Source organism: Leptobacterium flavescens (assembly GCF_010671605.1).
In the GTDB taxonomy this organism is placed as follows: Bacteria; Bacteroidota; Bacteroidia; order Flavobacteriales; family Flavobacteriaceae; genus Leptobacterium; species Leptobacterium flavescens.
This window is the reverse complement of the sequence record NZ_JAABOO010000004.1, coordinates 250,848-275,122: the sequence shown is the minus strand read 5'-3', so window position 1 is coordinate 275,122 and position 24,275 is coordinate 250,848. Positions and strand designations below refer to the sequence as shown.

The 24,275-nt window shown below is 38.4% G+C and carries 27 protein-coding genes and 1 other RNA gene; 11 read left to right on the top strand and 17 right to left on the bottom strand.

The annotated features are described in order from the left end of the window. The gene (locus GWK08_RS17610) at positions 1–1,206 is read right to left on the bottom strand and encodes an NAD(P)-dependent oxidoreductase (protein WP_163608792.1); all 1,206 of its coding nucleotides are present in this window, start codon (positions 1,204–1,206) and stop codon (positions 1–3) included. Positions 1,207–1,392: 186 nt separating this feature from the next. On the opposite strand from GWK08_RS17610, the gene ssrA reads away from it, so the two are divergent. From ssrA to GWK08_RS17595, 3 genes are all read left to right on the top strand, one after another. After that, positions 1,393–1,793, top strand: a transfer-messenger RNA (tmRNA) gene (gene ssrA / locus GWK08_RS17605). A 336-nt stretch (positions 1,794–2,129) separates the two neighbouring features. Then, entirely contained in the window at positions 2,130–2,375 is a 246-nt protein-coding gene (locus GWK08_RS17600; RefSeq protein ID WP_163608564.1) for a GIY-YIG nuclease family protein, read from the top strand. Between the two features lie 281 nt (positions 2,376–2,656). After that, positions 2,657–3,169: a hypothetical protein gene (locus GWK08_RS17595; protein ID WP_163608563.1), complete on the top strand. Its 513-nt coding sequence runs from the start codon at positions 2,657–2,659 to the stop codon at positions 3,167–3,169. 309 nt (positions 3,170–3,478) lie between these two features. Here the strand turns inward: GWK08_RS17595 and GWK08_RS17590 are convergent, their stop codons facing one another. The 6 genes from GWK08_RS17590 to GWK08_RS17565 form a co-directional block, all read right to left on the bottom strand. After that, positions 3,479–3,802 carry a hypothetical protein gene (locus GWK08_RS17590; protein WP_163608562.1) on the bottom strand — a complete coding sequence of 108 codons (324 nt, stop codon included), beginning with the start codon at positions 3,800–3,802 and terminating at the stop codon, positions 3,479–3,481. Between the two features lie 2 nt (positions 3,803–3,804). Next, positions 3,805–4,242 carry an SRPBCC family protein gene (locus tag GWK08_RS17585; RefSeq protein ID WP_163608561.1) on the bottom strand — a complete coding sequence of 146 codons (438 nt, stop codon included), beginning with the start codon at positions 4,240–4,242 and terminating at the stop codon, positions 3,805–3,807. 79 nt (positions 4,243–4,321) lie between these two features. Further along, on the bottom strand, positions 4,322–4,993 hold the full coding sequence (locus GWK08_RS17580; RefSeq protein ID WP_163608560.1) for a hypothetical protein: 672 nt from the start codon (positions 4,991–4,993) through the stop codon (positions 4,322–4,324). Positions 4,994–5,114: 121 nt separating this feature from the next. Beyond that, entirely contained in the window at positions 5,115–6,206 is a 1,092-nt protein-coding gene (locus GWK08_RS17575) for an AraC family transcriptional regulator (protein WP_163608559.1), read from the bottom strand. Between the two features lie 235 nt (positions 6,207–6,441). Beyond that, entirely contained in the window at positions 6,442–6,678 is a 237-nt protein-coding gene (locus GWK08_RS17570) for a hypothetical protein (protein ID WP_163608558.1), read from the bottom strand. A 768-nt stretch (positions 6,679–7,446) separates the two neighbouring features. Further along, positions 7,447–8,820 (bottom strand): tetratricopeptide repeat protein, encoded by a 1,374-nt coding sequence (locus tag GWK08_RS17565; RefSeq protein WP_163608557.1) that lies wholly within the window; start codon positions 8,818–8,820, stop codon positions 7,447–7,449. A 284-nt stretch (positions 8,821–9,104) separates the two neighbouring features. On the opposite strand from GWK08_RS17565, the gene GWK08_RS17560 reads away from it, so the two are divergent. Continuing rightward, a complete protein-coding gene (locus GWK08_RS17560) occupies positions 9,105–9,344 on the top strand; it encodes a hypothetical protein (protein WP_163608556.1) in 240 nt (79 codons plus the stop codon). A gap of 16 nt (positions 9,345–9,360) precedes the next feature. On the opposite strand, the gene GWK08_RS17555 is transcribed toward GWK08_RS17560, so the two are convergent. Then, the gene (locus GWK08_RS17555) at positions 9,361–10,089 is read right to left on the bottom strand and encodes a CPBP family intramembrane glutamic endopeptidase (protein ID WP_163608555.1); all 729 of its coding nucleotides are present in this window, start codon (positions 10,087–10,089) and stop codon (positions 9,361–9,363) included. 182 nt (positions 10,090–10,271) lie between these two features. Here GWK08_RS17555 and GWK08_RS17550 point away from each other — a divergent pair, with 182 nt between their 5' ends. Continuing rightward, positions 10,272–10,469 (top strand): hypothetical protein, encoded by a 198-nt coding sequence (locus GWK08_RS17550; protein WP_163608554.1) that lies wholly within the window; start codon positions 10,272–10,274, stop codon positions 10,467–10,469. A 61-nt stretch (positions 10,470–10,530) separates the two neighbouring features. On the opposite strand, the gene GWK08_RS17545 is transcribed toward GWK08_RS17550, so the two are convergent. Then, positions 10,531–10,920, bottom strand: coding sequence for a hypothetical protein (locus GWK08_RS17545; protein WP_163608553.1), 390 nt, complete (start codon positions 10,918–10,920; stop codon positions 10,531–10,533). 2 nt (positions 10,921–10,922) lie between these two features. Continuing rightward, positions 10,923–11,786, bottom strand: a complete 864-nt coding sequence (locus GWK08_RS17540) for a hypothetical protein (protein WP_163608552.1) — start codon at positions 11,784–11,786, stop codon at positions 10,923–10,925. Positions 11,787–12,010: 224 nt separating this feature from the next. On the opposite strand from GWK08_RS17540, the gene GWK08_RS17535 reads away from it, so the two are divergent. Next, entirely contained in the window at positions 12,011–12,301 is a 291-nt protein-coding gene (locus tag GWK08_RS17535) for a hypothetical protein (RefSeq protein ID WP_163608551.1), read from the top strand. 3 nt (positions 12,302–12,304) lie between these two features. On the opposite strand, the gene GWK08_RS17530 is transcribed toward GWK08_RS17535, so the two are convergent. From GWK08_RS17530 to GWK08_RS17520, 3 genes are all read right to left on the bottom strand, one after another. Beyond that, positions 12,305–12,868, bottom strand: a complete 564-nt coding sequence (locus tag GWK08_RS17530; protein ID WP_163608550.1) for a hypothetical protein — start codon at positions 12,866–12,868, stop codon at positions 12,305–12,307. Positions 12,869–13,463: 595 nt separating this feature from the next. After that, complete coding sequence (locus GWK08_RS17525; RefSeq protein WP_163608549.1) at positions 13,464–14,825, bottom strand: pyridoxal-phosphate dependent enzyme; 1,362 nt, start codon at positions 14,823–14,825, stop codon at positions 13,464–13,466. A gap of 76 nt (positions 14,826–14,901) precedes the next feature. Further along, positions 14,902–16,137 (bottom strand): ABC transporter permease, encoded by a 1,236-nt coding sequence (locus tag GWK08_RS17520; RefSeq protein WP_163608548.1) that lies wholly within the window; start codon positions 16,135–16,137, stop codon positions 14,902–14,904. A gap of 4 nt (positions 16,138–16,141) precedes the next feature. Here GWK08_RS17520 and GWK08_RS17515 point away from each other — a divergent pair, with 4 nt between their 5' ends. Beyond that, the gene (locus tag GWK08_RS17515; protein ID WP_204336093.1) at positions 16,142–17,407 is read left to right on the top strand and encodes an exo-beta-N-acetylmuramidase NamZ family protein; all 1,266 of its coding nucleotides are present in this window, start codon (positions 16,142–16,144) and stop codon (positions 17,405–17,407) included. A gap of 23 nt (positions 17,408–17,430) precedes the next feature. Here the strand turns inward: GWK08_RS17515 and GWK08_RS17510 are convergent, their stop codons facing one another. Beyond that, positions 17,431–17,607, bottom strand: coding sequence for a hypothetical protein (locus GWK08_RS17510; RefSeq protein WP_163608547.1), 177 nt, complete (start codon positions 17,605–17,607; stop codon positions 17,431–17,433). A gap of 322 nt (positions 17,608–17,929) precedes the next feature. Continuing rightward, on the bottom strand, positions 17,930–18,424 hold the full coding sequence (locus tag GWK08_RS17505) for a YkgJ family cysteine cluster protein (RefSeq protein ID WP_163608546.1): 495 nt from the start codon (positions 18,422–18,424) through the stop codon (positions 17,930–17,932). Between the two features lie 82 nt (positions 18,425–18,506). Between GWK08_RS17505 and GWK08_RS17500 the strand changes: the two genes are divergently transcribed. The 3 genes from GWK08_RS17500 (at position 18,507) to GWK08_RS17490 (ending at position 21,090) form a co-directional block, all read left to right on the top strand. Further along, positions 18,507–19,220 (top strand): class I SAM-dependent methyltransferase, encoded by a 714-nt coding sequence (locus tag GWK08_RS17500; protein ID WP_163608545.1) that lies wholly within the window; start codon positions 18,507–18,509, stop codon positions 19,218–19,220. A 118-nt stretch (positions 19,221–19,338) separates the two neighbouring features. Then, complete coding sequence (locus GWK08_RS17495) at positions 19,339–20,118, top strand: membrane metalloprotease (RefSeq protein WP_163608544.1); 780 nt, start codon at positions 19,339–19,341, stop codon at positions 20,116–20,118. A 120-nt stretch (positions 20,119–20,238) separates the two neighbouring features. Then, the gene (locus GWK08_RS17490; protein WP_163608543.1) at positions 20,239–21,090 is read left to right on the top strand and encodes a hypothetical protein; all 852 of its coding nucleotides are present in this window, start codon (positions 20,239–20,241) and stop codon (positions 21,088–21,090) included. 9 nt (positions 21,091–21,099) lie between these two features. Here the strand turns inward: GWK08_RS17490 and GWK08_RS17485 are convergent, their stop codons facing one another. Together GWK08_RS17485 and GWK08_RS17480 are read right to left on the bottom strand one after the other, a co-directional pair. After that, positions 21,100–21,732, bottom strand: a complete 633-nt coding sequence (locus GWK08_RS17485) for a 7-carboxy-7-deazaguanine synthase QueE (RefSeq protein WP_163608542.1) — start codon at positions 21,730–21,732, stop codon at positions 21,100–21,102. Positions 21,733–22,201: 469 nt separating this feature from the next. Beyond that, positions 22,202–22,666 (bottom strand): RidA family protein, encoded by a 465-nt coding sequence (locus GWK08_RS17480; RefSeq protein ID WP_163608541.1) that lies wholly within the window; start codon positions 22,664–22,666, stop codon positions 22,202–22,204. A 41-nt stretch (positions 22,667–22,707) separates the two neighbouring features. On the opposite strand from GWK08_RS17480, the gene GWK08_RS17475 reads away from it, so the two are divergent. Beyond that, positions 22,708–24,252, top strand: a complete 1,545-nt coding sequence (locus tag GWK08_RS17475; protein ID WP_163608540.1) for a helicase HerA-like domain-containing protein — start codon at positions 22,708–22,710, stop codon at positions 24,250–24,252. Positions 24,253–24,275: the final 23 nt, after the last annotated feature.

Below are 24,275 nucleotides of genomic sequence, written 5' to 3'. Positions count from 1 at the left end.
TTAGTGATCTCCGTTTGCGTAATCGTCTAAATAGGCGTATCGCTCCGTTAATTTGCCGTTTTGCGTCATCCGGGCCCTTTCCAGAACACCGTTGCTATCGCCATTAAAAAAAGCGGGGATCACATATTTTACAAAGCTCTCTCCAAAACCATCGCTGGCATCCTTGGGAAGTTCGCAAGGTAGGTTATCAACTGCCATTACAGCAACCGCTGCAGGGTTCATAAAATATACTTCTGCCTCGGTTTGCGGGTCATATCCATAGATAGGATCAGCTATAGAAGATGCTCTGATAGTCGATGCCACGGGTCCGTCTATATCACAACTCACATCGGCTACTACCTTAATATTAAATTCAGGCGACTTTGCATCCTCTCTCGTAAAGAGATAAGGTGCTCCGTCTCCGTAAAAGTGTCCGGCAATATAGAAGTCGCTGACTTTTGCAAAACGCATAAAATCGGATTCATACTCTTCCGCATTCTGATAAAAATCGTTCCTGTCCAGTACTTTTCCATCCTTACGCTTATTGTAATCAAGAACATCTACCTGGCAATATACAGCCTCTTCAAAAGTATTGTTCAAATAATCTTCTACTGAGACTTCCTTTATATTCATTGCTTCCAGCATTTCCCTGGAACCGTTTCCTACCCTCCCCTTTCCGGTAAGCAGGATCTTTATAGCCGGTAATTCAATACTGTTCAGCGCATCTATCAACGCTCTCTGATCGGGTAAAGTTTCTGCCTTTGGAAGCTTAAAAAGTTCGGTTTTCAGCCCGTATGCCCTGACACCGTTATAGGCACCCACAATCCCGGCATATCTTCCGAAAGCCACCAGGCGTTGTCCGTTCTCGCCGGTGATCACCTCGTGGTCGTATAATTCTATATTCTTCTCCAGGATGGCTTTTAGCAATTTCCTGTTATAAGGTTGTTTTTTAATGGTATGGGAAAAGAAAAAATATTTCTTATTCGGGATCAGGTTTTCAACCGGTACCTCTTTAACTCCCAGAAGTACATCGCAATCATTTACATCGGTTACTACCGGGATGCCTTCCTTTTCGTATTGGGCGTCCTTAAACACCCGTATATCCGAGCTTTCGGCAACCACTACGGCATCTGCATAAGTACCTACAATTTCTTTACATGCTGAGGGAGATAATACAACTCTTCTGTCCGGGGGGTTTTTACGTTCCTTGATCAGTCCGAATTTCATATTCATTTTCAGAATTAAGTGATTCTAATATTTTTTGGTTAGTATTTAAAAGTATGTCATAAGAAAACTGACACTTTTAAAAACGGTATAAATTTTGCGCTAAAAATACGTGGATACTGGCAAATGAGCAAAGATTTTGGAATATTGTGTTACCTTTGCTGTCCTGAATAAAAAGTTCATTGAAAAGGGGTCGACTGGATTTGACAGCGAGTCTAATTGGAATGTAAGCATGTCGAGCGCTGAGATACAGCTCGTTAATATCATATTTCACACTTTTTAAATGGCGAGAATAACTACGCTCTAGCTGCTTAATCGACTGAATTATAGTAAGTCTTAGCCTAGTCCCGACCAGGTCGGGAAGCAAGATGTCTCCTGATAGCCCTTGTTGACGGCGATCTTTCCGGAGGCACCATAAAAGTCAACATAGGAATTGCGTAGCTTCGTCGTAATTTCAAACTCTAAGAAGCTAAGTGAGTAATGGGCGGTTTCCGGTCAGTTACTCATCGAAAATCAAACGGAAACTAAGCATGTAGAAAGCATTTTAATTGCTTGTTTGGACGGGAGTTCGAATCTCCCCGACTCCACCTACGCCCTACGAAGCTTTAAGGTAACGAAAAGCGAAGTAGGGCTTTATAATATCTTCTGCAAAGATCAATAAAAGTCTACCGGGCTTCGGTGGACTCGTCCTTTTTCAATTCATAAATTTCACTCGTACAACGAAGCTTTAAGGTAACGAAAAGCGAAGTAGGACTTTATAATATCTTCTGCAAAGATCAATAAAAGTCTGCCGGGCTTCGGTGGACTCGTCCTTTTTCAATTCATAAATTTCACTCGTACAACGAAGCTTTGAGGTAACGGAGATACCGAAAAAGCGAAGTTGTAATATTTTTCTTATTTTTATTTATGACTCAATATATTGAATCATGGAATTACCTTATGCCGTTTATATTCTAAAATGTACGAACAACACCTATTATACCGGTTTTACAGTCAATATTAAGAATCGACTAAAGGCCCATAATAATAAAGAAGTTCATTATACAAAAGATAAATTACCCGTTACCCTAATACACTTATCTTTATTCAAGGATAAGAAAAAAGCTTGTGATTACGAACGATACTTAAAAGGCGGTTCGGGAAAAGCTTTTAGAAATAAAAGGTTGATATAAAAGCACAGCCGGTTGCATTTACAGGGCGTGGTATAGGGAGATCACCGAAGGTAATCTCTCCCTGGTCTCGTTCTATTTTATAAATCTACTTCCCATAAACGCGAGGCTTGCTACTTTCATTTATCTGGTTTATTTTTAATCAAAAATTAAAAACTCTTTGTTATGTTAGAAAAATTCGAGAAGTATAAAGTGCAAAACACAAATAAAATTGTTGGCGGTGTTGTAGTAACCGGTTATGGATCTACTACTAAACCTAGATGATTCGTTTTTATTTTTGAAATATGCTTAGGAAAATTCTAAACCTGATTAAAAATAATTTCTTCTTAATAATAATTCTCGGGTATGGAATCTATTGGGTTTACGATTATTTTGACACAAAAAATAAAATTGACAATTTAGAATACGGAGCGAAATCAAATCCGCTAAGAAAATCTCTGAACATTCCTGTAATTGATAACTATATGAATGGACAGAATATGTTTAGATGGGAATCCTGGAGAAAAAAACCTAAAGATGATGAAGTTTTACATGTCTGGAAAAACATTACTCCTTCTGAAAAAGAAAATTCAATTTTAAGTAAGGAAATGGATGCATTCAGAAAGAGAGACTCAAACGGGCGGGTCATGCAATTGAATATTTATAGTACCGTAACCGGAGATTCTGTTTCTGATCGAGATGGAAAATTCTTTTATTATAATTCTGAGCCACGCAATACTGTAGATTTGAGCGAGGAAGAAATAGATAGTATTTCTAAATCCTGGAAACTAAATTATCTGGTAAAAAATGGTCATTAAAGTAAATTAAGCAATCTCCATCTCTCGATACTTTAACAAATGGCAGATCTTTTATTCTTCATCATATTCTTAATTGTAAACATTCTTTTAAATAACTGGCTTAAAAAGAGGTCTAATCCATATCGAAAAATAGCTATGTTTATTTCTATTTCCTCTTTTCTATTATTTTACTTTTTTGCCATTAACCAGTTTGAATATTAATCATTGTTTTTAACATATGTCAAACAACATTTCAGCATGGTTTTTTGATTTCAATACACTTGACATCCCATGCGTATTTTAAGGTTGGTGTATAAAATCCGTTTAATTTCATTTCGGTGGTAAGCTCATTACATAATCATAACTTTCATCCATAAGTTTTGCAACATTATCCACGTCTTTCAGCATTTCTTCCGGTATTAAAATATATCCCTGCATTACCGCATTATAGGATTTATAAAGTGTTGTATTAAATTCCTGAATATACTTCTCCTGGACCTCTTTTGAAAACCTGATCCCGATCTCCCCGGCTTTGTTCAGGAGAGTGAACATATATCCGTTAGCAGCAGTGAACGGCATGGTTTTGCCCTTCCTTTCAAATCTTTCACATTTATCGATAATAGTATCGTAAAGCTTTAATTTCTTTTCCCACATAACTATTGTCTTTCTACAAATTCCTTAAACTGTTTCATCCATTTTTCACCTTGCTGCCGATACATTTTCGGGAATAAAATCCCCATTATCCTTGGAATCAAGCTCATTCGGGTATACTCATATGCGTATTCGTACCTGGTTCTGTTTTCATTTAATTCGATTAAGCTGCATTTAAAAGTATTATCCATATGCTTATGGTGATAGGTTGCCTCGAAGGAATCGGGCAGATTATTAGAGACTATTGTTTCTGTTAATATCATATCGCGTTTCCCGTATTGGTAATACATTTTGGATATTGCTCCCTCATTTCCTTCACGACCACTTAACAGTTCTTTTTTAATAAAGCCGTCCTGATATTCTTTCATGCCTTCCGGATCTGTAAAAAGCCTGGTTACCAGTTCTACCGGTTTTTCAATTTCAATTGAGCCACTGTATTTCATAATATTAATTGTTGGTTTATAAAATTAAAATCAGCATTTTTTGGTCCATTATTAAACCTCAACACTATGATGTTCGCTATCATTTCTCCGGAGAGGTTAAAAGGTCATTGACCTCCAGAATATCCTTAAAATCATCGTTCCATAAAGCCTTGTGTCCAACGGAAGCTACAAAGCGTTTGTTTTTATACTTCTCTAAATACACTCTTGGAATTCCAATAACAAGGCTGTTCTGCGGTAATTGATAATATAGTTTGCAGGCCCCTTTTTTGTCCTGAACAAAATTATATCCGAAATAGCTGCTCCCTTTTCTAACATATCCGGTTGCTATGATATCGCCATACTTATAGTCCTTTACCGAACCATACCAATCCCTTCCGTTCTCTTTATCCTCAATAGCAAGCGATACCATTGGTTCGTTAATATCTATGTTATTGAAAAGGGTAAACTTTACCCATATGGTGTCTTTGGAATGAAGAACGGATAGTTCTTTGGCATCCGGCCAGTTAAGTATGTCTCCATCGCCTTTGGTGTCTTTTGCAATATTAATCCATGAGGAATCGGCTAAAAGCCTGTCCGGAAGGGGCTCAAAAGGATATTCGTCCTCTATCTGATAAAGCTCACCATAACCATGTGATTTACTATACCAATGCATATACTTTAACGTATAATAACATGTTACTCCCAAAATCCCGATAAGGATTATATAGAGTACAGCTCGTAATATTTTAGAGATCCTTCTTTTTCCTGCCATGTCTTTTTGATTTTTGTTTAAAATCAAGCACCTGCTTATCCTATGCTGAATAGTGCTTTGAGAGGGAAATTAAGGAAATAGGAATTTGGTTTGGTTACAGAACTCTTTTGTAACCGCATTTTTATGCTTTTTTTATTTTTTCGAGGTATTCGGAAGGGGAAATTCCTTCAATTTCTTTAAAAACCCTGTAGAAGGAGACCTTATTATTAAAGCCTGACTGGAAGGCAATATCGATTAACTTTATCTTATTATCCTTGTTTTTATGAATATTCTTTTTGGCTTCCTCCAGCCGGTAGTGATTGAGTAATTTTTTAAAAGAGCAATTAAATTTCTGATTTATAATTTCCGATACATATGCTGAAGAGAGCTCAACAGATCTGGAAAAAGTAGTAAGGTTTAAATTATCATTCAAATACACTTTGCCGTTTTCCAGCTTGTCCAAAATGATATTTTCGTCCTTTTTTCTTTGTAGCGGGTCCTTTAAATTGGGTGGCTTGCTATTGAATATGGTTGATTTGTCAATAATTTTAAATGCAATGGATTGAATAATAAAAGCCATTGCCAGCATACTTATTTGATTGATCAGAGCAAAATTATATTTCCCGATAGGCTGAATAGCAAAGTATATAAGATGTAACACTAAAAACAAAGAATAACCCAACAACACATTGTGAAGCCAGTTTACCAGGGCATTGTTGGTTACCTGCTTTTTGAATTCCCTTAGCTTTTTAATGCTTATGTAGATATAAACTCCGATGTAGGCGAAAAAACTCAACGTAAAATAAAACTCAAAACTGCTATAAGAAGGTATTTTATTCATAAATACCTCTACGGTCTCTATTTTTTCAGTACCGCTTAAAAAGTAAAACGGCAGGTTTAAGAGCAGCATAAAAGCAAAAACAATAAAATGCCAGTAATGTTTACGGATCAGCTTAAAATGATGAATGGTAATTGCCATTGCCATAAACAACATCAGAGGAGGTTTTATAAAACTTATCGGGTTACTGATTCCCAACAAATGCGGCACTGAAGTAATGAGATCTGTTTCTACCAGGAATCTTTCAAAAAGTGTAATTCCCTCAATGATCAAAAGAGCTGCAAACAGTTTTTTAAACAGTGTTCTGTCTGATCTTAATATTATAAATGCTATAAAAAATGCCTGGCAGGTTCCATAAGCAATTAGAACATTAATTATCATTGAGATTGCAGTCATTATTTACTTTAAACGATTGTTCTCTCAAATATAATAAGTTTGGCCCTAATTCTATTTGCTCTAATCTCCCCCTCTTATAACTCAGTTAAGAATACTGAAATTATTGAAGATCTTATCCGTTTGTATTTACAGGATATACTAAAAGAGGTTATTCCAGGTAATCAGAAAAAGTCAATTATATAAAAAAGCGGAACTCGTCCGCTTAATAACATAGTAATATTATTATTTTGTCGGATCAGGCACAATTAATCTGTTGATCGGCGGTACCTCCCTGCTGTTCACATCTATCCTCAAAACTATTGGCGACAGAGCTGTCATTTGTGCTGATCATCCAGTCCAGTCCATCACTAAAAGTACAGGTAACCGTATGACATGCCTGACTTATAGATGCCACCCCAAGACCTTTGATTGAATTTAACTGGTTACGATCCAATTGTATAATACCGTCTAATTTTAAAATGTCTTTTAACATAATATACATAATTGATGGTTAATAATAAATCAAATTTAACAATAAAGAACAGGAATATCTTACATAACATGTTAAATAGTTAATTAAATCTTGTAAAAATTACTTTCTTTATGAGTATTGAAAACTGAAAACACGGGATCATGAACTTAGAGAACATTGCAAGAATAACTGGAAATAACCTAATTTATCAAGGTTATTGAGCAAAGTTGGAATCCCCAAATAAACAACTCTCCTAAGAAATAACTCAATTAAACAACAGGCTTAAAAAAAGGTGCAATACTAACAACGCCTCTTCAATCACTTCATTTCCAACAAAATACACGTAGTTAAATTACGGCGAATCCATATTCATTTTGCGTAGGAACCATCAGAAATTCCAGCCTTTTATGATTAAGTTTGAGTAAGTACACAAACCGATATAACTCATTAATCAATAACCAATTAGGACCAGTTACTTAATATCGGTTTTGTTATGCAAAAACATTATTAATCTTAAAAACACTAATCATGAAAAAAAGAAATCTAAAATCGTTAACGCTCAACAGGAAAGTTGTTTCAAGCTTTAAAAGTTTAAGTATAACCGGAGGAGCTACTTATCCGTGTTCGACAGGACCCGGGCTAACTTCGGTAACGCCCTATGTATGTAAAGTAAATTGCGATACTTTGGTTCCGGAGTTATGCAATTAACATAAAATCTTTAAAGCGAACTTCGGTTCGCTTTTCTTTTACTCTTTATTTCCTTTCCCGCTTTTAGAGAGGCTTACCTTCTTATAGCTTAGGTACAGTAACACTACCGCTTACCCAGCATTTAAAGGTAATTGTTTTCCCGGCCATTCCCGCATTAAAGATATCGGTCTTACTAGGCGCTCTACCTTCATATCCCTCAATTGCTCTGTTTGCTATGGATTTTAAAGAAGGATCTACCCTTCTGGCCCTTCTTGCAAGTTCTGCAGCTTTCCAGTAAATGGCCCTTTTCTCAAAAGGAGTTGTCCCGCACTTGTTTGCGCTGTCTGCATACATCTTTGCGATCAATAAATACGCTCTTCCATTGGATGGCTGGATATCTATGGCTCTCTGAGCATAGTTCCTCGCAGTTGAAAATTGTCCTCTTTTCTGATACTTCCCAGCAATTTTAGTAAGTATTCTGGCTTTTCTATAGTTATCGGTCTCCAGGTCTACAGATTCATTGTAATACTTAATAGCTTCCGAAGAATTTCCTTTCTTATCGTTAAGGATACCCAAGTAGTATGCTGAGTTAGCCGATGGCTCCAGTTGGTGCAATGCTTCCACCAATTGTACAAATAACGGATCGTCATCACAATCCTTATTAGCCATTCTTCCTGCCGCTCTGTTCAACCAAACTGCATCCCCTTTTTTAGCATCGAAGTTTTTTTGGTAAAGAGGGATCAGGTTTGCACAATCTGCCAATGCCCCAAGCTTACTGTCAATACTATTTTTGATTGTGTTATATGAATTATTATTCGTTCTTACCCTTTTTAAAGTTTTTGTCTCTTTTGACGTAAGAGAACCGGCTTCTTCTTTTGGTAATAACCTATCGATCGTACCGGATAAAGATTTGGATTCAATCTCAATCCTTTCCTCTACATCATCATAAGTATCGAAGACCAACTGTAATTCTTTACTCCCTGATTTATGCAGGTTCACTAAAGTTGAGAAATAAAGATATAGTGCTCTCGGGTTTTTAAAATTAGCTCTGTCTCCGGTAAATGCTCTATGAAGAAGGTCGTATATCTCCTGATCGGAACCAATTTTTTGTTCGAACATCAATAATGCCTTATCAGAAAGTACTACAGCTAATTTGAATTTGTCAGGGAAATATTTGTGCTCCTCATCATAGATCTCCATCAACAAATTCACATTGGACGTTTTATCTCCTCCTGAAGATTTTTTGATCTTATCTTCTAATATTTTCTCTCCCAGGCTATAGATCGCCGAGTGTAATTCAGGGCAATTTTCTCTCACCATTTTCCAAGGCTCATAAGCAGCATCATAATTTCCTACTTTAGCATGTTCCACGAAAATATATAGGTTCTTTTTACATTCGGTATTCTCTGTTTGAGTATAGACCGATCCGGTAAAACCGATCAAAAATAAGAGTGTCAGTAAAGTTTTGCTTTTCATTTTAGTCAATATTTCTTACATAGAAAATAAAAGGCAATTTAGAAAAAACAATTCAATTATCAGGTAATCAAATCATAAAATTTGAGGTAAAATGCTAAAAACCAACAAGATAACTTCTTTATGTTTTAAAAAAGTTAATATCCTTCCGGTTTTAAACCCCCTTAAATCCCTTACGGTTTTTCTAAGACGACGACGTATCACTATAAAATATCTGATTCCCGTAGTTGCAGTAGATAACAGCTTGAAAATTATGTGTTTGGGTATTTTGATCATAATTTCGTCTTATGATCTTAATAGAACAAATACCGCATTATCATCTGGAAAATGTAAAAACTGCATTTAAGGACCAGGGACTGGACTTTGAGGAACATTTACCGGAATGTTCTCTGGAAGTAGATATAAGAACAGGCCAGCATTATATAAAGTATCATTTACTTCTTATCTGTATTTACAGGCTGAACTATTGGTTTTGGCATGCCATGCCATGGAAGCATTCAGATACTATGGAAGCCGGTTTGGCATAAGAACAAACCAAGGGCATCAAACAACCCTGTCAATCATAGACATAGTATTCAATACACAGTGAGCAATGATCAAAGGCCATAGATTTCGCCCTGACTTTACATATGCTATCCCCATGATCAACCCGATTATTCCGACTGTTATAGACCTCTCGGATAAATCATATGAATGCCTGAAGCCAAAAATTGCCGCCTGAAGTACTACCGCAATGAGTGTGGCAAAAGAGGTTTTTGAAAATACTTTTTCAAACCAATTGATCAGGAACCCCCTGTCTAGCAACTCTTCCAGGCAGGATTCAATCAGAACCATGGGCATTATTGCAAAGAAAAGCCCCCAATTACCTTTGAGGTTCCCAAATTTAGATCCTTCAGGTTTTGTTGATGCTTCCGGCTCCGATATCTGATCTGCAAAGAAAGGCAATTGGTCTTTTATAATATTAAAGGCCAATAAACAGATAATGGTTGTTACCAGAATTAAACCGGCAACTAAAAGTGTTTTTTTAAAGTTTTGAGGCCTCCTTAAACCTAATTCTTTCCAGCTAATGTTCCTGACTTTCATTCTCCAACTGGCAACTGCTAAAGTTGTGAACGACCAAAACAGGCCGGTAACAATAAAACTGGTGTTTGGGATGGATACTTCCCGGATTAAAAACATTATCGGTAAGTAAATGACCAGGTCCAGTAAAAACCCTTTGTAATTGGTTTCTTTAGTTATATCACCGGAAACCTGCTTATTTTCTGAAGACATCTGAATATTTTTGGTTGTTGGCTTTATTAGACTGCTTTCACATTCCAAAAGTTACGGTTGAGTTTACATCTTTTCCTGTTTTTTTAAGATTTTTCTGTTAAAAGTGGCCCTGATATAGCGCTCTTCTGTTTGATTTTTACCTACAAATACCTATATTTAACTAACTATCAACACTATACATCATGAAGAAAAAAGAATTAAAAAAGTTAGCGTTAAAAAAAGAAGCTATTTCACGCCTTGACAAAATCAAGGCAGGAATAGATGGAGACATGTCACTAAACATAGAATGTCAATCCGATTTGCAGGCATGTCCTACAGACCGGACATGTGCTACTAATTGTTTTGTGACCTGCTTTCTGACCTGTACTCCTTGTCCGTAAGACAAAGCAATCACATGATTTACAAACTCTCCTTCGCGTAAAGCTTCGGAGAGTTTTATTTTTAACTTACTGCTTTCTCCAGATCACCGATAGCTTCCACAATAGAAAAAGGGTTTTTACTGATTATGGCCGCACCCAGGGTCATAATAGAAGCTGCAAGTTTAATTCCTTTCTGAATGTTCTGCAGGCCTTTAACCGTGTCTTTGACTTTTGTGGTCAAGGTTCCTATTCTGTTTAGGGAAGCTTCCACATCGTCCAGTACCAGAGTAGTTGACAGTGCCAGCATATCCTCACCGGAATTGAGGATCGATCGTTGGAAACTGGCTAGTTTCTGGCTTTCCGATTTTGTCAGTTCATCCCAGTTATCAAATCTGAAATCCCCTATGGCCTGCCCGAGGCCCAGGAATTTATGTGCCAGTTCACGTGCCTGTTTGGATGTTAATTTTGCCACTTTTATCTTTTTAATGCGTTAAATTCCGAAATAATATTCCTGAGATCACCGGTATAACCCCTGATCAGTTCCTTAAATTCTTTAGCGGTCATCTTATTCCTGTTCTCATAAAGTTCCTGATGCCCCTTGGCAATACGGTCAACACTTCTGGCAAAAGCCTCTATCTGCCTTTGCTGCGTATCTATTGCCGATAGTTCCTGATAGTATTCCCTGCCTGCCTGTGCCTTTTCATAGGTACTTAAGCTGGTATCTACCAAAAGCTCTCTATAGTAGCTGAAAAGTCGTTCCTTCTTGAAATCTAAAAGACCTGAGAGGTTCGACCTGGTAATTTCATTGAACTTTTTCAGGAGGATCTGGATATCGGCATTCGCTTCTGCCACATACGTCTTTGTTTTATTCTTACGATACAGGTCGGTGGTTGCCCTGAGAAGAATGGTAGCAATATGAGAAGCTGCATTCACATCTGCTGCTTCTATTTCTATACTTCCAAATCCTCCTGCGGTTAACGGCTCTTTTAAGGCATCCAGGCTGTAATCGGTGAGCTCATTATTTGTCAGGGCACTAAGTGCTTCAAAATAACCTCTGAGCCTCTTATAAATGGTCGTCGCTGCCTTGTCTGCATCTTCATAGAGCTTGCAATCGCATTCTGCCGTCCTTTTAATACTAAAATCCTGTACAGATTCAAACTGACACCGGTCCAGACAATGTTCGGCAAAACTGTAACTGATCTCTTCAAATTTTTTCAGGCTTTCCGTAGATTTAAGAGAATAACTGTTTACAGATCTGAGATTGACACAACTGTTCAGTACAAGTGCAAGCCCCAGTATCAAAAGCAAATATCTATTACCTGATCTGATTCTTTTCATGGTTAATTTCATTTAAATGGATAAATCTGGTCGTTATAACAAAAATACTACAAATTGGCGACTAAAAAGCGTTAAGCAGCTTACATAATTATCGACAATTTACTCCTTAAAAAAACAATTATTCACCTGCAGAGTTCCAAAACTCAATTTCCTTTCAACGATAAATTGAACCGTACGGGAAATAATTTTTAAGTGTATCAAATCTTTTATAGTATATTTAATGCATGACAGAAATTGAAGAATACAAAAAATGGGCTTATTCTGTTGTTAATGAAGAATACCTGATCTTTAAAGAAGAGATCTCCGGTTCTTCCTCCGATAATTCCGGTGATGCTGCCCTGAATGAGATCAATGAATTTATGCTGAAGATACGTAAGCGATTGGACGCAGGTCTCAGGATTAATAAGAATAACAATCTGCTTGTAAAAGAAGTAGAGCTTATTAATTCATACTATCTGATTGAAGGTAAAAGGCAGGCCGTTAAGCTCTGTAAAAAGAAAAATCTTTTCCCTTAAACCTTATAAAAAGGAAAGGGTCAGGTTGTGAAAGAGCTGCCACTTACCGTTGAGTTTTCTGAAAATTCGTAAAGTATCCCCACTATCTCCGTCTTCTCCGTACCACACTCGCGCTTCCAGGATCATTGCCCAGTCTCCCGATGCATTGAAAAAAGGCTTTGAAATATACACCACTCTCTGATCGCGATGGTCTTCCACATAAGCTTGCGGGTCCTCTATTTCTTCGAACTTACTGCTGAGCTGTTCAAAATTGATCTTCAGGTCGGGGTTTTCAAAATCCGTATCTATATAAGAAAGAAAATCTGTCATCCCTATCTTCTCCTTGAATAATTCCAGATTAGGAATACTATCCGTCTTTCCACCGGCCCAGAATTCCCCAAAGACAAAATCATCTTCAAACAAAGTTTTTTGCCTCCTGTCGGTCAGGATATTCATAAAGTCTTTATTAAGCCTTACCTTCTCCACAACGGTATCTGCATATACCTCTTCAATAAATTTATAAGCTTCCTGTGCGCTCAGGTTTCCCAGGCACAAAATACCGATCAGAACGATACATAGTTTTCTCATTTGTTCGAATTTAAATATCCTATTCTCATCCCGTCAAAAATTTTGCCAGGATCCCGGTTTTGGTTTTTTTTCGATTATATAAGTTGAGAACAAGAAACGCAATGCGAAGATATCAAACAAATAAAACTGCATCAAACTTAAAGCAGATGCAGTTTTATTTATAATCAGTAATGGCCATAAATATCCAGGCAATCATCTGAATGATTGCTTTATATAATGCCGGAATGTTTAAAAAAGTAGTTTTTTATCCTATAAGCCCCGCTAATTTAAGTAAAGCCATAAAGACAACTCCTCCAATTACAGATAATAAAAGGAAGACTACTACTTTCATAAAAACCAAGAAGCCTGTACTATTTTCAATGTTTGACCCCATATGTATATAATTTAAGATATGAATACTCTATTCTGTTTGGGGCAAATAGAAATAAAAATAAGGGGCAGTTAATTAATTTTGGATACCTAAAATTACGAAAAATAATCCAGAAACCCCTGTTTTTGAGGGATTTTCTTGTCGAGGATAACGAATTAATCGATGAAGTGAAGTGTATGAATAAAGGAGAAAGACCTGCGCCTTTCTCCTTTATTCCATTTTGTTTTAGTTTATAGCACTGATTATATCGTGCTTTGTAATAATGTGATGCTTTCCATCTCCCAGATGAACCAGCACCGCCTGATTGTCTTTATTAATCAGCTTGGAAACTTTATCTATAGAAGTATCTTTCTCTACTATAGGGAAAGCATCCTGCATAACTTCTCTAACCGCCTTATTGGCCAGTTCTTTATCTTCTACATATGCCCTGAAGAGAGCAGTTTCATCTACAGAACCGACAAAACCGTTAATATCCTTAACCGGGATCTGAGATATTTTATATTTTTTCATTCGCTCTATGGCGTGAGACACCAATTCTTCGGTAAGAACGGTTACCAGTGGCTTATCTATATGATCTTTTACAAGATCTTCTGCCTTGGTTATTTCTTCATCCAGGAAACCACGGTCGCGCATCCAGTCGTCATTAAACATCTTCCCTACATAACGGCTTCCCGAATCGTGAAATAAGACCACGACAACATCGTCCGGACCAAAGTGTTCTTTAAGCTGTAAAAGGCCTTTTATGGCAGAGCCGGCAGAGTTCCCGACAAATATCCCTTCTTCCTTGGCCAGTTTTCTGGTATAAATGGCACCGTCCTTATCGGTTACTTTGGTAAAACCGTCTATCACACTAAAATCTACATTGGCAGGCAGAATATCCTCTCCTATCCCTTCTGTGATATAAGGGTAGATCTCATTTTCGTCGAAAACACCGGTTTCGTGGTATTTCTTAAAGACCGATCCGTAGGTATCGATCCCCCATACTTTGATATCCGGATTTTTCTCCTTCAGATACTTACCTACACCCGAAATGGTTCCTCCTGTTCCCACTCCTACAATAAAATGGGTTATTTTACCTTCGGTCTGCTCCCATATTTCAGGTCCCGTCTGCTCGTAATGAGCAGCTGCATTCGAAGGATTATCGTACTGATTTACATACCAGGAATTCGGGATCTCCGTAGACAAACGTTTGGATACGGAATAATAGGAACGCGGATCCTCAGGCTCTACATTGGTAGGACACACTATAACCTCTGCTCCTACCGCTCTCAGAATATCCATTTTTTCCTTAGACTGCTTGTCACTAATTACACAGATAAGCTTATATCCTTTAATAATGGCAGCCAGGGCCAGTCCCATTCCGGTATTCCCTGATGTCCCTTCAATGATGGTACCTCCGGGTTTTAATCTTCCGTCGGTCTCTGCATCTTCTATCATTTTAAGGGCCATCCTGTCTTTTACCGAATTTCCGGGGTTAAAGGTCTCCACCTTAGCCAATACAAGGGCATCAACCTCTTCCGTAAGTTTATTGATCTTTACCAGAGGGGTATTCCCTATGGTTTCCAATATATTCTCAGCGTATTTCATATTCGTATTTTGAGGGGGCAAAGGTACAGTTTAATTTATTGAATTGCGAATTTAGAAAGAAGCAACTTTAACAAGCTTACTCAAACTTAATTGCCTTTACGGGAGAGATCCTGGTAATAATATAGGAAGGGATCAGAAGCATGGATACACAGAGCAGAAGAGTACCGATATTAAGTATCAGGATATAATCCAGGCCAATATGAACAGGAGCTTCGGAAACATAGTAAGTAGTCGGGTTTAATTTTATAAGTCCAAGGTACTTCTGGGTCAGGAGAAGCCCTATCCCGATAAGATTTCCCCAGAACAAACCAATTCCGATAAGATAGGCTGCATTGTAAAGAAATACTTTACGGATGCTCCAGTTACTGCTACCGATTGCCTTAAGGATCCCGATCATCTGAGTCCGCTCCAGGATGAGCACCAGGAGAGCAGTGATCATATTTATTCCTCCCACCAGGACCATGATCCCGATAATGATCCCTATATTAAAATCGAAGAGGGAGAGCCAGTCGAAAATATTAAAATACTCATCAGCAATGGTCTGGGAATCAAGAGTAGAAAGTGTCTTTCCGTACACTTCATTCCCCTTTTCCCTAAGTTTTGAAAAATCGTCTATAAACACTTCAAAACTCCCTACCTCATCTTCCTCCCATCGGTTAATGCGTTGAATATGCCGTATATCCGAAAAGATATAAAGGCGATCAAATTCTTCAAAGCCGCTGTCGTAGGTCCCCACGATATTAAAAACCCTCTGATTGGGCTTCTGACTTTTACTATCCCTCAGAAAAAAGGTATAAAAGGTATCGCCTACATTAAGTTCCAGCCTTTTGGCCAGATAGTCGGAGATAAGAACCTCTTCATTAAGTTTCCCTGTATAATCCGGAAGGCGTCCCTCTTTCAGGAATTCCTTCATATAATCCCATTTGTAATCGGGACCCACTCCCTTGGCAACGATCCCTTCAAACGTTTTTTCATTACGTATGATCCCGCTTTTTGTGGCAATGGCCTGAATGTGGTTTATCCCGTCTACCGAAGTAAACTCCGGGTAAAATTCCTGATTCTTTGAAACCGGATTCAGAGAAGCATCCGAGTTATTGGTATCGTATTTATATATCTGGATATGCCCGTTAAAAGCTGCCACCTTCTCCCTGATCTTTCGCTGCAGTCCCGTGCCGGTGGCAATAGCTATCATCATCATTACAATACTTATTGCAATAGCTGCAATAGCTATTTTTATTATTGGGGCCGAAACACTACTTTTATACTGTTTCCCCTTAATAATACGTTTGGCAATAAAATATTCTAAATTCAATTTAATGGCTTTCTTTATATCCCTCAAAAATACATTTTTATTACTTCTTTTTTTAATTAGTTCCTGCGGAAATAAAAATGCCGCTACCACAGCCGAAAATAATGACGGGAAAGAAGATAATAAGACCACAGAAGCCATAGTTACAGGGGCAAACAGAACCGAAGTTTATCTCCCTTTGTTAAAAGGCAAAAATGTAGGGGTTGTCGCCAATCAGACTTCCGTTATCTATAAAAAAGATCGTAAAGAAGGTGAAAAGCTTACAGCCGGGGAGCACTACACTCACCTGGTAGATTCCCTCCTGTCGCTGGGAGTAAATCTGAAAAAAGTATTCTCTCCCGAACACGGTTTCAGAGGAAAAGCAGATGCCGGAGAAAAGGTAAAGGACGGAGTGGACACCAAAACCGGACTCCCGATTACGTCTTTATACGGGAAAAACCGGAAACCCACAGCAGAACAACTGGAAGGACTGGATCTCGTTATTTTCGATATACAGGATGTCGGGGTTCGCTTTTACACCTATATCTCAACACTTCACCTGCTAATGGAAGCCTGTGCGGAAAACAATATTCCGGTCATGGTAATGGATCGCCCCAACCCGAACGGGCACTATATAGACGGGCCCAGCATGGAGCCAGAGCATACGAGTTTTTTAGGAATGCATACTATTCCGCTGGTTCACGGAATGACCATCGGGGAGTACGCCGGAATGATCAATGGAGAAAAATGGCTGGAAAATGGTATACAATGTGAGCTGGAGGTCATCCCGATGGAAAACTATGATCATTCGCGTCCCTATAGCGTTCCTATCAAGCCCTCTCCCAACCTTCCTACCGATAAGGCTATAAATCTTTATCCAAGTCTGGGTTTGTTTGAAGGTACTACCATTAATGCAGGAAGAGGAACCGATTATCAGTTCCAGATATACGGAGCGCCTTTTTTAGACAAGACACATAATATATATACTTATACTCCTCAATCCAATGAAGGTGCCAAATACCCTAAACATAAGGATGTTCAATGTTTCGGAACCGATCTCAGGAAAGAGGAGGATCTAAGCAAATTAAGTTTAAAATGGATCATCAGTGCTTATGCAAATACTCCCGAAGGAGAGAAATTCTTCAACACAGATTCCTTTACAAAACACGCCGGTACTGAAAAGCTTCAGAAACAGATAGAAGAAGGTCTCAGTGAAGAGGAAATTAGAAAAAGTTGGAGGGCCGATTTGAAAAAATTCAAAAAAGTAAGGGCTAAATATCTGATATATAATTAGTCCCTTTCAAAGGTACAGTCAATCTAGTGAACTTGCTGACATATACCACCGCCGGGGGTACATCTGTATGTGGGTCCGCAGTCCCCGCAATCGCTATCATCTATACAAAAAATTGCGCATCCGAAGCCGCCGTTTACTTTTCCCTGTTGTTTTTTACCTAATTCGGTAACACCTTTTAATTTTAAAATGTCTTGTAACATAGTTTAATTTTTAAAAATTTAGTTCCCAAACATTTAAGGACACTTGGGTTTATGTCCATTCCTGCAAGAATTTTTTTGTGGTGTTTCTCTATTCATTAGGTGTTTTAAAGATATATGATTGATTTCTAACACTTTCAAAATTAACATTGGTCCAAATGTTAAATAAATTGCCCATCCCTTGCGGTATAAGGCATCTATTACCATTCCTTTCGAAACGGTTTTAACAAAACAGATGATAGAGTGTTAAAAGTAAGCTTTCAGGCGCCTGATTTTTTGTAATTTTCATCTCCTTCGGCTACGGGAATCACATAAATAGAGAGGATCAGAGCTTGATGTTGGATTTCATTTTCTCTACAATATTATATGCAGCAGGGCAAATAGCTGTGTTTTTCAGGGTGAGTTTATTGATCTGATAGAATTTTTTCCTGTCGGTATGCGGATATTCCCTGCAAGCTTTGGGTCGCACTTCATAAATGGAGCAATAATTGTCATAGCCCAGAAATACACAGGGAAGTTCCTGTAAAACATGATCGCTATCTTCATCGAGTTTTAAATACTGATTGATAAACTGCTGAGGCTTTAATTTAAAATGCCTGGAGATGCGTTCAATATCTGCATTGGTAAAAAGAGGTCCGGTTGTTTTACAGCAATTGGCGCATTGTAAACAATCGGTTTCGGCGAATTCTTCCTCATGAAGTTCCCGCATTCTGTAGTCGAGATCTTTGGGTGGCTTCTTTTTTAGTTTTGCGAGATATTTTTTATTCTCGTTATACTTATCTTTAGCCAGTTGCGGAAGTTGTTTCAGGAATTTCTCCATGTATATTGCATTAAATCAAAAAGGAAGTACAAAGCTATTCAGAAACAATGACCCAAACAACATTCTTCAAACACTATACTAAATGAAAGACATTTTCGGCAAAGCCATTTTAGATTACCAGCAAGGCAATTACACAGAAGATATCCTTACCGAAACCTCCATATCCGAAGAAGATGTACTCCCTGTTCCATACCTCTTCAGAGGTTATGATCAGATGCCGGAAATCGAGCAGAAAGCCCTTGAATTGTGTAAAGGCCATGTTCTGGATATAGGTTGCGGAGCCGGGAGCCATGCCCTGTATTTGCAGGAAGAAAGGAAATTAAAAGTAAGTGCCATCGATATTTCGGAGGGCGCTATAAAAGCCTGTAAAAAGAGAGGTATAACAGATGCCAGACATACGGATATACAACAGCTTCAAAACGAAAAGTTCGATACACTTCTTCTCTTAATGAACGGAGCCGGAATGTGCGGATATCTGAAAAATATCACTTCTTTCCTGCAACACCTCAGGTCCATCTTAAACAAGGGAGGTCAGATCCTGTTAGATTCATCCGATATCATTTATATGTATGATGAAGATGAGGAAGGAGGAAAATGGATCCCTGCCGATATGGAATATTACGGGGAACTGGAGTTCAGAATGAGTTATAAAGGAGAAAAAAGCGATCCCTTTCCATGGTTATATATAGATTACAATACCCTCCAGAATGCAGCTGTGGCCAATGGTTTTAATTGCGAATTGATCCTGGAAGGAGAGCACTACGATTATCTGGCCAGGTTACAACCCGTTGAATAACTATTTTCTACTCTTAATTTACTCATAAATTATACGTTATTTTAGGGTTTTTCGTTTTTAAGCTGTTATACAATTAAACAAAACGCGTCTAAAGCTTTAACCTATAATAAAATGCATTATGAAAAAGATTGTTTTCTTACTAAGTTGTTTATTTGTTTTTCTACTGGCAGGATGTTCAGGAAGTGATGATCAGGCCGACACACCAAACACAAGTGTAGACAGAACCGCAAATCTTCAACCTGTGGGAAGCTCGGCCCGTGATTTCCTTACCCAGGAAAATTTTAACAGCCTCGTTATCGATATTGTTTTTGTAACAGGTTTCAGACCTTCTCAAACTTCCATTAACAATCTTATAAATTTTATTGATGAACGTACCTTCAAACCCGGTGGTATTGAGGTGCAGTTTACCGAAATACCTGATACGGGAGATGACGAATTTACCATTCAGGAAATTGCTGCCATCGAAGAAGAACACAGAAGCCTCTATAACGACGGAAATCAACTGGCAATGTTCATGTTCTTTGCAGATGCGCCATCTGAAAATTCCAGTGGTAATTCGGTAGTCCTTGGTGCTGCTTTCAGAAATACATCCATAGTTATTTATCAGAGCAGTATCCTTCAACTTTCCAATAACAATCTCGGGGTAACCATTCCAACTATAGAGACCGGTGTCCTTAATCATGAAATGGCCCATTTGTTTGGTCTTGTAGATTTAGGCACTCCCCTGCAGTCGGATCACCTGGATGCCGAAAACGGCAATCACTGCAATGTACCTAATTGCCTGATGGAGGCTCAGATAGATTTTGCAACAGGTGCAATGACCATGATGACCGGTGATGAAGTTCCGGTACTCGATGCACTTTGCATAGCTGATTTGCAGGCTAACGGAGGGAAATAATTATAAAGAAATTACATAATTCCCTCTTATTTTTCCATCTTTTTTAAAACCGACCAAAAACTTATTTCGTTAATATTAATAGGACAGAATAAGCTGTCCCGGTAATAAAAAAAAGAAATTATGGAAATGAAGAAATATGTCTCAGCCCTTCTGTGGGGCCTGTTTTTGGTTATACTAATAACTGCCTGTTCAAATGATGATGATTCCGTCTCAATAGAAGAAACTCCGCTTTCCGAAGAAGTAGCTGACGAAGATGCGGGTAATAACGAACGGGTAGACAGGACACCCAATCTTCAGGGACTTGGCGAATCTGCACGCGATCTGTTATCTGACGAGAATTTTACCAGAGTAGTAGTGGAAATTGTTTCGGTAAGAGGTTTTGCTCCCAGTGCTCAATCGGTTGAGAATTTAGTTGATTTTATTGAAGAACGCACTTTTAAACCGGATGGAGTAAGGGTTGTTATGAGAGAGATCGCTCCGCCGGATAATGAAGATGACGAATACTCTGTCCGCGAAATTGCTGAAATAGAAGGCCAGGTGAGAACTCAATTTAACAACGGAAATGAAATAGCTGTATTTATGTTCTTTGCGGATGCTCCTTCCGTTAACGATTCGGATACAAGTGTTACCCTGGGAACAGCTTACAGAAATACTTCACTGGTCTTTTACGAAAGAACTATAAGAAGATTAGGGACTAACAATAATCTGGGCATCAGTCTGACTACAGTTGAAACTGCCGTGATGCATCACGAATATGCCCATATTATGGGGTTGGTTGATGTGGGTACTCCTTTACTTTCCGATCACTTGGATGAAGAAAACGGAGGTCATTGTAATGTACCCGGTTGTTTAATGAGAGCTTCTCTTGAATTTGGTACGGCTGATCAAATGATGGAAATGATGGCTGGTAACAGGGTACCTTTACTCGATCCTCTTTGTATTGCTGATCTGAGAGGTAACGGTGGAAGGTAACAAAAAAGATCAGGGAATATTCAGGTACTTGTGCGTTTGTAATGATACTTTCCATCTCGGATTCTTCATTACATACTCAACAATTTCAGGGATCATTTTATCGCACCTGCTCCATTCGGGCTGAAGGTAAAGGATACAATCCTCATTTACCTTTGCGGCCTGTTCTTCAGCGAATTTAAAATCGCTCTTGTTATACACGATCATTTTCAGTTCGTTCGCTTCCCGGTAGATCCGCGGAAGCGGAAGCTTTAATTTCTTCGGAGAGAGACAGATCCAGTCCCAAACTCCGCTAAGCTCATAGGCTCCGGAAGTCTCTATATGCGTTTTTAAACCTTTATCTCTTAAACTTTGGGTAAGAGGATCCATATTCCAGGTTAGCGGCTCTCCTCCCGTAATTACGATGGTATCGGAATAAGCAGCTGCATTGTTCGAGATCTGTTCAATAGAAGTAGGCGGATGTGTATCGGCATTCCAGCTTTCCTTAACATCACACCAATGGCATCCCACATCGCAGCCACCTACTCTTATAAAATAGGCTGCTGTTCCCTTGTGATATCCTTCTCCCTGAATGGTATAAAATTCTTCCATCAGGGGGAGCATTTCTCCCTTATCGACCAATGCAAGTACTTCCTCTTTAATCATTCGGCAAAGATACAATGATATTTTTCATTAGCCCCATCTTTTGAATATTGCTTTATACTACAAATAACCCTCTATTAAAAGAAAAATCTGTCACCTCAATACCGTTGATGTTTTCAAATAATCTATTTACTTCATTGTTAAACAGATTAATATTATTTATCTAAAAAATGTTCACTTTATCGATTTTTTTAGAAAAAATTTGGAAATTAAATCCTCGTTTAATTGATTTGTCCTGAATTTAGATAGACTAAAAAAAATAAAATATTATGGCCCCCCTATATTATTTTATTGAAAACCTTCTCTAAAAAGAGAAGGTTTTTTGATTTTTATGCAATTATTTCTTCATTTTACTGAATTATAATTATTCTTTTTTTGTTGACAGTCTTTTATTTTTTTTCTTAAAAATAAGGGAAATCCGTAACGGATTTCCCGAAATAAAAAACAAATCTCAAAATATTATTGAAGCTGTTTATTGCCTGACAGCCAGTACTTCTATCTCTATTTTGGCATTTCTTGCCAGGCCGCTTGCTGCAAAAGTCGTTCTTGCAGGTTTTTTGGTAAAATACTGAGTGTATACCTCATTAAAAGCAGAAAAATCATTAATGTCACTCAGGATCACCGTACACTTTACAATATGGTCCAGAGTCAGGCCATGATGTTCCAGGACGGCTTTTATATTTTCTATGGATTGTCTTGTCTCTGCTTTAATTCCACCTTCTGCCAGACTGTTCTTGTTGTAATCAAATCCGATCTGACCTGCAAGGAACAGGAATCCGTTAGCATCTACCGCATCGCTAAAAGGTGCGTTTTGTTTTTGTTCCAGATGAGAGGGATGAAATACGATCTCCTTGGGAGCTGGGTTACAGGATATCAGTAAAAGGGCTGCTAAAAAGGCTGAAAACTTAAACTTTGATTTCTTAATATGACTTTTCATGTTGACTAAAATTAACTTATTTTTATCCAAATTTAATACAGATGAGTCAAAAAGAAGCTTTTTTCGATCACATTAACGAAGGCTATGCTACCAAAGGTGATTTTATTACCATGGGAGCCGCCATGCTGGAGGGGGAGACCATTACCGATGCATATGTAAAAGTTCCTCTTAAAACCCTTAACAGGCACGGACTTATTGCAGGAGCAACCGGTACGGGAAAAACCAAAACCCTTCAGGTTATTGCAGAGAATCTTTCCGATAAGGGGATCCCCGTATTGTTAATGGACCTGAAAGGCGACTTAAGCGGAATTGCAAAACCGAGCCCCGGGCATCCGAAAATAGATGAGCGGCATGAGAAGATCGGTTTTCCTTTCGAAGCTAAAGACTTTCCTGTAGAAATAATGAGTCTGTCCGAACAGGAAGGAGTTCGTCTGAGAGCTACTATCTCCGAATTCGGCCCGGTACTGCTATCCCGCATCCTGGATCTCAGTGAAACTCAGGAAGGAGTTCTGGCGGTTATCTTCAAATATTGTGATGACAATAAAATGCCTTTACTTGATCTGAAGGATTTTAAAAAAATACTACAATACGCCACCAGCGAAGGGAAAAAGGAATTCGAAGAGTCTTATGGTCGTATTTCGACAGCTTCTACCGGAGCTATCCTGAGAAAGATCATCGAGCTGGAACAGCAAGGTGCTGATCTTTTCTTCGGAGAAAAATCGTTTGATGTTGACGATCTGGTACGGATTGACGAGAATGGAAGAGGTTATATCAATATTATCCGCCTGACGGATATTCAGGACAGGCCCAAACTATTCTCTACTTTTATGCTGAGCCTGCTTGCCGAGATATATTCTACTTTTCCGGAACAGGGAGACAGTGACAGGCCGGAGTTGATCTTATTTATAGACGAAGCACATCTTATTTTTAAGGAAGCATCAAAAGCATTGATCAATCAGATAGAGAGCATTGTAAAACTCATCAGGTCTAAGGGCATTGGGCTCTATTTTGTAACCCAGAACCCTACTGATGTTCCGGATGCCGTATTATCTCAGTTAGGGCTTAAGGTACAACACGCGCTTCGTGCGTTTACGGCCAAAGACAGAAAGGCTATTAAACTTACGGCTGAAAACTATCCGCTCTCCGACTATTACAATACTACCGAGATCCTTACTTCTCTGGGAATAGGAGAAGCGCTTATCTCTGCCCTTGATGAAAAAGGGAGGCCAACACCGCTGGCAGCCACCATGCTGAGAGCTCCGATGAGCAGAATGGACGTATTGACCGATGCAGAATTAAAAGAAACCATCGGGAAATCGGGCCTTATCAAAAAATACAATGAGATAATAGACAGGGAGAGTGCCTACGAAATGCTGAATGAAAAGATAGAAAAAGCCGAAGCCGAAGAGGCTAAGGAAAAAGCCAGGATGGAGCGCGAAAAACTGGAAAAGGAAAGTCGCAGAAGCACCAGGACCAGAAGTACTTCCAGGCGCAGGAGTACCAGGATGAACCCGGTGGTAAAAGTACTTACCAGTGCTACCTTTATACGGGGAGTACTCGGTATTTTAAATAAAGTAATGAAATAAACCTAACTATATATTTTAATAGA

Coding starts and splice junctions, on each gene's coding strand:
- GWK08_RS17610 (WP_163608792.1), bottom strand. CDS start 1,206: ATGAAATTCGGACTGATCAAGGAACGTAAAAACCCCCCGGACAGAAGA.
- GWK08_RS17600 (WP_163608564.1), top strand. CDS start 2,130: ATGGAATTACCTTATGCCGTTTATATTCTAAAATGTACGAACAACACC.
- GWK08_RS17595 (WP_163608563.1), top strand. CDS start 2,657: ATGCTTAGGAAAATTCTAAACCTGATTAAAAATAATTTCTTCTTAATA.
- GWK08_RS17590 (WP_163608562.1), bottom strand. CDS start 3,802: ATGTGGGAAAAGAAATTAAAGCTTTACGATACTATTATCGATAAATGT.
- GWK08_RS17585 (WP_163608561.1), bottom strand. CDS start 4,242: ATGAAATACAGTGGCTCAATTGAAATTGAAAAACCGGTAGAACTGGTA.
- GWK08_RS17580 (WP_163608560.1), bottom strand. CDS start 4,993: ATGGCAGGAAAAAGAAGGATCTCTAAAATATTACGAGCTGTACTCTAT.
- GWK08_RS17575 (WP_163608559.1), bottom strand. CDS start 6,206: ATGACTGCAATCTCAATGATAATTAATGTTCTAATTGCTTATGGAACC.
- GWK08_RS17570 (WP_163608558.1), bottom strand. CDS start 6,678: ATGTTAAAAGACATTTTAAAATTAGACGGTATTATACAATTGGATCGT.
- GWK08_RS17565 (WP_163608557.1), bottom strand. CDS start 8,820: ATGAAAAGCAAAACTTTACTGACACTCTTATTTTTGATCGGTTTTACC.
- GWK08_RS17560 (WP_163608556.1), top strand. CDS start 9,105: ATGATCTTAATAGAACAAATACCGCATTATCATCTGGAAAATGTAAAA.
- GWK08_RS17555 (WP_163608555.1), bottom strand. CDS start 10,089: ATGTCTTCAGAAAATAAGCAGGTTTCCGGTGATATAACTAAAGAAACC.
- GWK08_RS17550 (WP_163608554.1), top strand. CDS start 10,272: ATGAAGAAAAAAGAATTAAAAAAGTTAGCGTTAAAAAAAGAAGCTATT.
- GWK08_RS17540 (WP_163608552.1), bottom strand. CDS start 11,786: ATGAAAAGAATCAGATCAGGTAATAGATATTTGCTTTTGATACTGGGG.
- GWK08_RS17535 (WP_163608551.1), top strand. CDS start 12,011: ATGACAGAAATTGAAGAATACAAAAAATGGGCTTATTCTGTTGTTAAT.
- GWK08_RS17530 (WP_163608550.1), bottom strand. CDS start 12,868: ATGAGAAAACTATGTATCGTTCTGATCGGTATTTTGTGCCTGGGAAAC.
- GWK08_RS17525 (WP_163608549.1), bottom strand. CDS start 14,825: ATGAAATACGCTGAGAATATATTGGAAACCATAGGGAATACCCCTCTG.
- GWK08_RS17515 (WP_204336093.1), top strand. CDS start 16,142: ATGGCTTTCTTTATATCCCTCAAAAATACATTTTTATTACTTCTTTTT.
- GWK08_RS17510 (WP_163608547.1), bottom strand. CDS start 17,607: ATGTTACAAGACATTTTAAAATTAAAAGGTGTTACCGAATTAGGTAAA.
- GWK08_RS17505 (WP_163608546.1), bottom strand. CDS start 18,424: ATGGAGAAATTCCTGAAACAACTTCCGCAACTGGCTAAAGATAAGTAT.
- GWK08_RS17500 (WP_163608545.1), top strand. CDS start 18,507: ATGAAAGACATTTTCGGCAAAGCCATTTTAGATTACCAGCAAGGCAAT.
- GWK08_RS17495 (WP_163608544.1), top strand. CDS start 19,339: ATGAAAAAGATTGTTTTCTTACTAAGTTGTTTATTTGTTTTTCTACTG.
- GWK08_RS17490 (WP_163608543.1), top strand. CDS start 20,239: ATGGAAATGAAGAAATATGTCTCAGCCCTTCTGTGGGGCCTGTTTTTG.
- GWK08_RS17485 (WP_163608542.1), bottom strand. CDS start 21,732: ATGATTAAAGAGGAAGTACTTGCATTGGTCGATAAGGGAGAAATGCTC.
- GWK08_RS17480 (WP_163608541.1), bottom strand. CDS start 22,666: ATGAAAAGTCATATTAAGAAATCAAAGTTTAAGTTTTCAGCCTTTTTA.
- GWK08_RS17475 (WP_163608540.1), top strand. CDS start 22,708: ATGAGTCAAAAAGAAGCTTTTTTCGATCACATTAACGAAGGCTATGCT.